This window comes from Streptomyces diastatochromogenes (genome assembly GCF_002242805.1).
In the GTDB taxonomy this organism is placed as follows: domain Bacteria; phylum Actinomycetota; class Actinomycetes; order Streptomycetales; family Streptomycetaceae; genus Streptomyces; species Streptomyces diastatochromogenes.
The window spans coordinates 1-8,295 of sequence record NZ_MCGQ01000123.1; the positions used below are offsets into that span (position 1 = coordinate 1).

Consider the following 8,295-nt stretch of genomic DNA (forward strand, 5'->3'; position numbering starts at 1 on the left):
TCGGCGCCGGTCGCCGGCTCGGACGTGATCACCCTGGCCGAGGACGGCCGGATCACCTCCGTCCTCGGCTTCCTCGACCGGCTCCCGGAGGCGTGAACCTTCGCCCGGGGGACGTTCGATGAGGCTCGGCTCGATGTCCCCTGCGGGGCGTCAGTCTGCTTCACCGCGGTAGGCGGCCGCCGCCTGATCGCCCATGGCGGCCCGGGCCCGCGAAGGCCAAGTGGACCCGCAGGATCCCTTCCCAGGTGCGCCATACGCCGTCGTACTTGCATTGCGTCCGGGGGCGTTCGACGCGGGTCCTTTGCAAGGGGCCGTCGCGGAGCATCGCGAAGAGGGCATCGGCCTGGCGCCTGGCGAGGCAGAGCAGGGCCTAGGACCTGTGCGGCCGATCAATCCGGGCTCAGTCTTCGGCAATCCGCACTGTCAGGGTGCTGCCGAGCTATCTCTGTCGGATCAGACAGCGATCGGTTTGCGGTAGCGGCCGTGCTCATTCTGGCGCCGGAACCCTACGCTCTCGTAGAGGTCGTAGGACCGGTGCGGATTCGCGGTGCCGGTGTACAACCGGGCGGTCTCCGCACCGTGCTCGTGAAGACACCGCAACCCGTCCAGCAGCAGGGCCCGCCCAAGGCCCAGACGCCTTGACTCTGCCCGGACGCTCAATTCTTCGACTTCGCCCACAGCGGGGTCGTGCCGACGGATGGAGCACAAGGCGACCCCGGCCATACTTTCCCCATCCCAAGCAGCCCGCCAGCAGGTTGGGTCGGCTGTGGCGAGGAAGCTATCGAACGTCCACCTCTGGGTGAAGGCGGCATCCGCATACGAATCGACGACCGTCTTCCAGGCCGCGCGGTAGCTGCTCGGATCGACGGCACCGACTCGGATACCGGCTGGCAACGGCCTGCTGTCGGAGGGCTGTCGGAGATCGGCCAGTTCCAGCTCTACCAGGCTGAAGACACGCCGGTATCCAGTTTCGAGCAGCAGCGCCGTTGCCTCCTGTTCGGAGGCCATGGCGTTCGCACCGATCACGGCCGTCTGTGCGGTTCCGTGCTGCTGCACGAGCCAGCGGATACGGCTTTCTGCCCAGTTGAGCATGGCCGAGCCGATGCCCTGGCCGCGGTGCTCGGGCAGCAGGTAGCCGCGGTGCAGGTACAGCCACGTCCCGTCTCGCTCCTGCCACCACCTGATCGTCGAGTAGCCGACGACGCCACCGTCGTGCTCCACCAAGGCCTGGTTCTCGGATGGGTCGCCCAACTTGGCGCAGGCTTCGGCGATCTCGGCTGCCGTCGGGATTCCTTCCACAACCGAGCGGGCGTCGGCCCGATCCCGCTGTGCACAGCCCAGCCGCACAGCGGCCATCGCGGCATGGTCGTCGTGGCCGCGATACGGCCGGAAGACGTAGCCAGGCAACCGTTCCCACGATGCAAGGCCGCTGCCGCTGTTCACGTCCACACCAAAACCCCCGTTACGTTGGATATGCGGTGTCATCGATCACGGAAGCGTAGGCCGTGCTGATCAGACGGCAGAACTCGTCTTCCGCAGCATGACCGTTCGGGGGACTTGACGGACGATGCCTGGGACCGGCTGCAGCCGTTCTTGCCGATGAGCTCCTGGTCTGGGACCGGCTGAATGCCCACATCTCGGCGACGATGAAACAGATGATCGCCGCACGGACCTGGCTGACCGTCGTGCTCCTCCCGGCCTACGCCCCGGACCTGAACCCGGTCGAGGGCGTGTGGTCCCACGTAAAACGCGCCCTCGCCAACCTGGCCGCGCTCACCATCAATGCGCTGGAGACGCTGATTCGCAACCGGCTCAACCGCCTTCAGTACCGGCCCGCCGTCCTCGACGGCTTCGTCGCGGAGATCGGCCTGGCCTTCAAGCCGCTACCGCCATGACTTCGCGGGACGCCGTCGTCGGAGACTTGCCCGCGCGACCGTCCGGACACAGCGGGCAATCCCCTTGCGCCGCCGACCCAGCACGGCGATGCTCAAATGCCGTGAGCAGCTTGGAGATCAGCACGCTGACGAGCGCCGAGGAGCGGCTCTGGCACGCTTTCCCCACCGGTGCCCTGGTCGACCTGCGCTCCGGACCCGACGACGGCCCTGACCAAGCGGCGTCCTGGCCGAGCACCCGCGACATTCGCGCCGAGGTGATCGTCGCGCTGCTGACCGGCAGCGGGCCTGACGCCGGTGGCGGCGCGGGCGTCAGACTGGCCGGCGTCCGTGTCGTTGGACGACTCGCGCTCGCCCACATGCAAGTTCCCTACGCACTCGACTTCGAGCGGTGCTGCTTCGACGACGGTCTGGACCTCGCCGAAGCCGAGACTCGCAGCGTGCGCCTGCGCGGCTGCTACCTCACCGTGCTGGAGGCCAACCGCGCCGAGATCCGCGGCGAGTTTCAGATGGAGGGCTGCCGCCTCGACCGGCTCAGCCTCTACGCGGCACGCGTCTTCGAGATCGAAATCAGTGGGACCGCGATCACCGCGCCCCTGCCCGAACCACCGGACCCCCACGCCGACTGGACACCGCCGCGCACCGCCGTCAACGGCGACCTGCTCGTCGTCGACACCGCGATGTACTGCCACGACGTCGTCGTCGACGGACAGTTCCGGCTCCCCGGCGCGCGCATCGGCGGCTACCTGCACCTGGACGGCGCCCGGATCACCCACGAGGAGCCCAACCGCCCGCCCACGCCCGCCCTGCTGGCGCAGGGCTTGAGCGTCGACACCGGCATTTTCGCGCGCCGTGGCAACACCCGAGCGAAGAATCGGTTCACCGTCACTGGCGGAGTCGACCTCAGCGGCGCCACGATCAAGGGCGGGCTCATGCTGCCCGACGCCGACCTGGTGGACGACCGCGGCGCAACGGCGCTGCGCGGCGACCACATCTCGGTCGAAGGCGGAGTCAACCTGTCGGGCCTCACGGCTTCGGGCGCGGTCCGGCTGGTCTCGGCCCGCGTTATGGGGCCGCTGACGCTGAGCGGTGCGCGACTGGGCACGCTGGACGCCTCCGGCGCGCGCGTCGAGGGGGCGATGGTCTGCAACGAGGGATTCACCGCGCAGAGCTTGGACCTGCGGCGGGCACGGACTGCGACGTTCGAGGACGACGCCGCGTCCTGGCCCGCCGAGCTGCGCTTGGACGGCTTCGTCTATGACGAACTGATGCCGTTGCCGACGGCCGGGACACGACTGAAGTGGCTGGCTCGTGACGCGTATCAGCCCCAGCCTTATGAGCAACTGGCCGCGCGCTACCGCGCGGTGGGGCGTGACGGCGAGTCGCGGCGGGTGCTGCTGGCTCAGCAGCGGCAGCGACGTGAGGCGGCGGGCGTGCCGGCGAAAGTGTGGGGCTTTCTCCAGGACGCAACGGTCGGGTACGGGTATCGGCCGTGGCTGGCGGGGCTGTGGTTGTTGGGCCTGCTCGCCGCCGGATCGGTCTACTTCGCGTCCCACCGCCCTGCACCCATGGGCACGGGTGGCCCGCATTTCAACGCGGTCGCCTACACGCTCGACCTATTGGTGCCGGTGGTGAGCCTCGGTCAATCGGGCGCGTGGAACCCGAGTGGGTCCGGTCAGGTGCTGGCCTATGTGCTGATCATCAGTGGCTGGACGCTGGCCACGACGCTGTTCGCGGGGGTCACACGAATCCTGGTGCGGCCTTGAGATGACAGGTCTCTCTGCTGCTGGCGCACCAGTCACGAGATGACATCAAACCGTCGTCCTCAGTAACCGCATGAGCTGTCTTCGAAACAGGGCGACCCTCCAACAGTTCCTCGATCCGCCCGGCCAGCAGCTTGCGCTGGTCAAGCACGGCTCTGTCGCTGTGGTGATCGGGCTTGTCGTGTCGCAGGCGGCACGGCTGCGGGAGCTGCCGGCGACGGTCACGGAGGAGGAGGCCGGCTTGCAGCCGACCGCAGAGCCTGGGTGAAGGCGCCGGAGGAGCAAGGTGCGGGCTGACACCGCCGCCCGCCAGGAAGCGGCGCAGGACACCTGAACACGGCGGACGGCGACGAGGCCCGGGCGGGGGGTTGATGCTCGGCCCGGGCCTTGTGCGTGCGGGGTGCGGGAAGTGCGGCGGTTCAGCGTGGAGCCGCGAGGAACCCGTCGATCACGCGCCGGGCCTTGGCCGTTGCGTCGTCGGCGCCGAGACGCAGGGCGATGTTGGCGGCGGTGAGCACCGCGTCGATCTGGAACGCGGCGAGCTCGGCGTCCAGGCCGGCGATCTCCTCGGCGCCTACGGCCTCCCGCAGTTCGCCGGAGAGGGTGTCGAGCCAGGCCCGGTGGTGGCCGGACAGGGTGTCGCGGACCTTTCCCGGGCGGCTGTCGAAGTCGGCGAGGTTCGCGGCCCAGAAGCAGCCGCCGGGGAACAGCGGTGCCTCGGCGTAGGCGATCCAGTGCTCGGTCAGGGCGCGGAGCCGGGCCGCGCCGCGGGGGGCGGACGAGGCGGGGCGCACCACCGCGTCGAGGAATGCCTCGCGTGCGGATTCCGCGGCGGCGACCTGCAGCCGCTCCTTCGTCCCGAACAGGGTCTGGACGCCGCTCTTGCTCAGCCCGAGGTCGGTGGCCAGCCGGCCGATACTCAGCCCGCTCAGCCCTTCCAGGGAGGCCACGTCGGCAGCGTGGCGGGCGATCGTCTGCCGGGTCTGCGCACCGCGCAGGAGGCGCCGGTCGGACGTACCTGCCGTACCCGCCGCGTCCGTTGCCCGTGCCGTGCCCGGGACCGACTCCGTGGCCGCGCCGGTGCCCGACCGCTCATCTGTCAGTTCGCTCACGATCCCCATCCTGCCACACTTGCAGTAAACGTACGACCGGTCGTACGTTTACTTCATGACCACCACAGAGAACTCATCCCGAGGCGACCGGGGACCTGATCCCTCCCGGCTCTCCCACCTCTCCGGATCCTTGGGGGCCACCCATGCCCCGGGGGCCCCGCTCACCGAGGAGTCCGACCCCTTCTGTCTCTCGCCCACGAGCGCCGCGGGCCTGCTCGCCGGTGCGCCCTGGGAACGGTTCGCGGTGATCGGCGACAGCCTCTCGGCGGGGACCGGAGACCCGAGTCCGGGGTACGGTGCCTCGGGGTGGGCCGGGCGCGTCGAGGGTGTCCTGCGGCGCGTGCGGCCCGCGACCGCGTACCTGAACACGGCCGAGATCGGGGCAACCACCGCGGACACCCTGGCGAGGCAGGCGGACCGGATGATCGCGTTCCGCCCTGACCTGGTCCATGTCCCCAGCGGTGCCAACGACTTGATCTGCCCGGCACCCGATTTCACGGGCATCGAGCGGGAGTTAAGGCGCCTGTTCGAACTCGCGGCAGGCACGGGGGCCCGGGTGACCGTCTTCACGCTGGGCAGGGCCTTCGTGGTGCGTAAGTACCCGGACTGGCCGGACAGGGTGCGCCGGGTCAACGCCCTCACCCGCCGACTGGCCGCGGACCACGATGCGGTGCTCGTCGACATGTGGGACCACCCGGTCAATTCCCGGCCGGACCTGCTCAGCGCCGACCGCATCCACTTCGCATCCTCTGGCCAGGCCGTGATGGCCGCCGAGTACGTCAGAGCCCTCGCGGGCGTGCTCGACGCCCGGCAAGGAGGCGCCCGCCCGGGCGTGCTCGGCGCGCGCCAAGGAGGGGCCGGCGTGGGCGTGTTGGACGCGCGGCAGCCATGTGACCGGAACGCGAACGGGGGAGACAGAGCGTGAAGGACATCGGCGAGCCGGCCCGGAACCGGACCACCGCTCCGCGCACCCCGCCGCACACCGCGTCGTCGCCCACCGGCCCGCCGGCCGGTCCGGCCACCGGCGCGAACGCGGCCCGCACGCCGTGGCCGGCGGTGGCCATCGCGATGGCCGGGGCCTTCATGGCGATCCTCGACTCCTTCATCGTGATCGTCGCCGGACCGGCGATCCAGGTCGACCTGGGCGCGAGCCGCGGCGAGTTGCAGTGGATCATGGCGGGCTATCAGCTCACGTACGCCGTCTTCCTCGTCGTCGGCGGACGCCTCGGCGACATGTTCGGGCGCAAGCGCATGTTCGTCGTCGGCATGACGCTGTTCACGCTGGCATCGGTCGGCTGCGCCCTCTCGCAGGCGGCGGGCGGCCTCATCGTGGCGCGTCTGGTGGAGGGTCTGGGGGCGGCGTTGATGCTCCCTCAGGTCTTCGCCCTCATCACCGTGCTGGTCGGCGAGAAGGACCGGCACCGCGCCTTCGGCCTCCTCGGAGTCGTGCTCGGGCTCGCCACCGTCGGCGGCCAGCTCATCGGGGGACTGCTGATCGGCGCCGACCTGTTCGGCTCCGGCTGGCGACCGGTGTTCTGGATCAACGTCCCGGTCGGCGTCGGCACCGTCCTGCTCGCGGCCAGGCGTCTGCCCGAATCCCGGGTGGCGCGCGCCCGGAGGCTCGACCTCCCCGGGGTCGCCGTCCTCAGCGCTGCGCTGTTCCTGCTCGCTTTCCCGCTCATCCAGGGCCGGGAGGCAGGCTGGCCCTGGTGGACCTGGGCCTGCTTTGCCGCGAGTGGCCTCGCCTTCGCTCTCTTCGTCCGGACCGAACGCAGGACCGCCGAGCGCGGCGGTGACCCCCTCGTGAGGATGTCCCTCTTCGCCACACGGTCGTTCTCCGTCGGCATCGTCCTTGTCCTCACCCTCTACGCCGTCATCACCTCGTACTACCTGGTCCTGTCGATCGCCCTCCAGGACGGACTCGGCATGTCGGCCCTGGGAGCCGGGCTGGTGTACACCCCGGCGGCGGTGACCTTCTTCGTCCTCAGCCTGGTCGCGAGCAGGCTCGTGCCGAAGTACGGCCGCCGTGTTCTCGAAGCTGGAGCGGTGGCTCTCGCGTCCGGCTACGCGTCGACCGCGCTTGTCCTGGCCGGCGGCCTCCCGTTCACGCCCGCAGTGGTGATCCCGACGCTCATGCTGCAGAGCCTCGGCGGCGGGCTGCTCATCACTCCCTCGCTCAACGCCGTCCTGACGCGGATCGACCCCGACGACGCGGGCATCGCCTCCGGAGTCCTCTCCACCGCCCAGCAGATCGGCGCCGCACTCGGCGTCGCCGGGATCGGCGTCGTCTTCTTCCGCTCCTTCCACCCCTCCGCGCACCGCGTCCCAGGCGACTCGCCCCGCGTGACAGACGCGGCGGCGCACGCACTGGCGATGTCCTCCCTGTTCACCTTCGCCCTCGCCGTCGCAGCGACCGTCCTGGTCCTCCTGCTCCCCAGGAGCCGGAGCACCGGCGGCGGCACGGGATGAGGCACGCGCGGGGGGCGGACGTGTTCGCCGGAGCACACGCGCCGGAGTCCCTTCGCGCGGCCGCATCGGGACCGCGCTCGGGATCTGGGCAGGTGCAACCGCCGTACTCCGACGATCATCTCCAGTTCGGCGACGGTGGCGTCGTACAAGTCGAGGGACCGCAGGGTGTGCGGCCTGCCGCGGGCGGCGTCCGTGATGATGAACACGTCGCTGGCGACGGCCAGTTGCAGAGCCCCTATCGTGGCCGGCTGGTCGACGACCACGAGGACTGTGCCGTGCTTGGCCTGCGGTTTCCACGGTGTACGAGACACGGAAGAACCGGCCGATCAGGGGCTTCACTCGCGCCGGCGTCCATTGCTCAGCACCGTCACTTCACGAACCTCGGCGCTGTCCGGCAGGTAACACGTGACGTCGGACCACCGCGCGCAGGCTCAACTGACCTTCGCGACACCCGTGACCAGCGACCCGCCCACCGCTCCGATAGCATGTTCGAACTAACGACGATCACCCCACCGTCCTCCACCGGAAGACCATGCCATCCAGCACCAAAAGTGACCTGGTTAACTAAATAAATCGGCCGGACAGTTGACATTTATGGCATCGCAGGTGTTTTCGCGAATAAAAGGCAGAATTACGTTCACCGCACGGCGACAACCGCGGTCGATACTGTGGGCCACGGCGGGTCTGGCGGCACTCGGCCTCCTCATCACGCTGGAGATCGTCGCGCGTCGCTGCGGCGCCGGATCGGGGCCGATGACCAATCAGGCGAAAGAGGTGATATTCGCTCCCAAGCCAGGCCCCCTGTACGCCGGTTTGGCGTTGATGATGGTGGTGCTCACCTGGAGGCAAAGGTTCATCGCGGCTGGTGTCGCGATCGGTATCGACGTCGTCTTCGTACTGGTGCGGTGGGCGGTCGGCGCCGACATGACCGACGGCCATTTCTTCGGCAACGGCGCGTTGTGGGTGATGTTGGGCTATGCGGTCATCGCTGTCACGCGCCGCACCGGCCCGGAACGTGTCCTGTTGTTGAAGGGCGTCGGGCTGGGCCTGCTGCTGGTG

7 protein-coding genes and 2 pseudogenes are annotated in these 8,295 nt (G+C 69.5%); 7 read left to right on the forward strand and 2 right to left on the reverse strand.

Annotation, left to right across the window (positions count from 1 at the left end):
• Window positions 1–96: pseudogene (locus BEK98_RS50670) on the forward strand (nuclear transport factor 2 family protein); the annotation flags it as partial.
• 357 nt (window positions 97–453) lie between these two features.
• On the opposite strand, the gene BEK98_RS46785 reads toward BEK98_RS50670, so the two are convergent.
• Window positions 454–1,449, reverse strand: coding sequence for a GNAT family N-acetyltransferase (locus BEK98_RS46785; RefSeq protein WP_244202315.1), 996 nt, complete (start codon window positions 1,447–1,449; stop codon window positions 454–456).
• Between the two features lie 155 nt (window positions 1,450–1,604).
• On the opposite strand from BEK98_RS46785, the pseudogene BEK98_RS46790 reads away from it, so the two are divergent.
• The 3 genes and pseudogenes from BEK98_RS46790 to BEK98_RS48795 form a co-directional block, all read left to right on the forward strand.
• Window positions 1,605–1,895 (forward strand): annotated as a pseudogene (locus BEK98_RS46790) (transposase); the annotation flags it as partial.
• A 101-nt stretch (window positions 1,896–1,996) separates the two neighbouring features.
• Entirely contained in the window at window positions 1,997–3,658 is a 1,662-nt protein-coding gene (locus BEK98_RS46795; protein WP_143684276.1) for a hypothetical protein, read from the forward strand.
• 70 nt (window positions 3,659–3,728) lie between these two features.
• Window positions 3,729–3,923, forward strand: coding sequence for a hypothetical protein (locus BEK98_RS48795; RefSeq protein ID WP_094222904.1), 195 nt, complete (start codon window positions 3,729–3,731; stop codon window positions 3,921–3,923).
• Window positions 3,924–4,074: 151 nt separating this feature from the next.
• On the opposite strand, the gene BEK98_RS46805 is transcribed toward BEK98_RS48795, so the two are convergent.
• Window positions 4,075–4,767 carry a TetR/AcrR family transcriptional regulator gene (locus BEK98_RS46805; protein WP_244202312.1) on the reverse strand — a complete coding sequence of 231 codons (693 nt, stop codon included), beginning with the start codon at window positions 4,765–4,767 and terminating at the stop codon, window positions 4,075–4,077.
• Between the two features lie 55 nt (window positions 4,768–4,822).
• Here BEK98_RS46805 and BEK98_RS46810 point away from each other — a divergent pair, with 55 nt between their 5' ends.
• The 3 genes from BEK98_RS46810 to BEK98_RS46825 all read left to right on the forward strand — a co-directional run.
• The gene (locus BEK98_RS46810; protein WP_094222906.1) at window positions 4,823–5,692 is read left to right on the forward strand and encodes an SGNH/GDSL hydrolase family protein; all 870 of its coding nucleotides are present in this window, start codon (window positions 4,823–4,825) and stop codon (window positions 5,690–5,692) included.
• Entirely contained in the window at window positions 5,689–7,236 is a 1,548-nt protein-coding gene (locus tag BEK98_RS46815; RefSeq protein ID WP_244202313.1) for an MFS transporter, read from the forward strand. Before BEK98_RS46810 ends, BEK98_RS46815 begins: the two co-directional genes overlap by 4 nt.
• Window positions 7,237–7,830: 594 nt before the next feature.
• Window positions 7,831–8,295, forward strand: a 465-nt coding sequence (locus tag BEK98_RS46825; RefSeq protein WP_244202314.1) for a DUF5933 domain-containing protein, incomplete at its 3' end; no start/stop codon positions are given.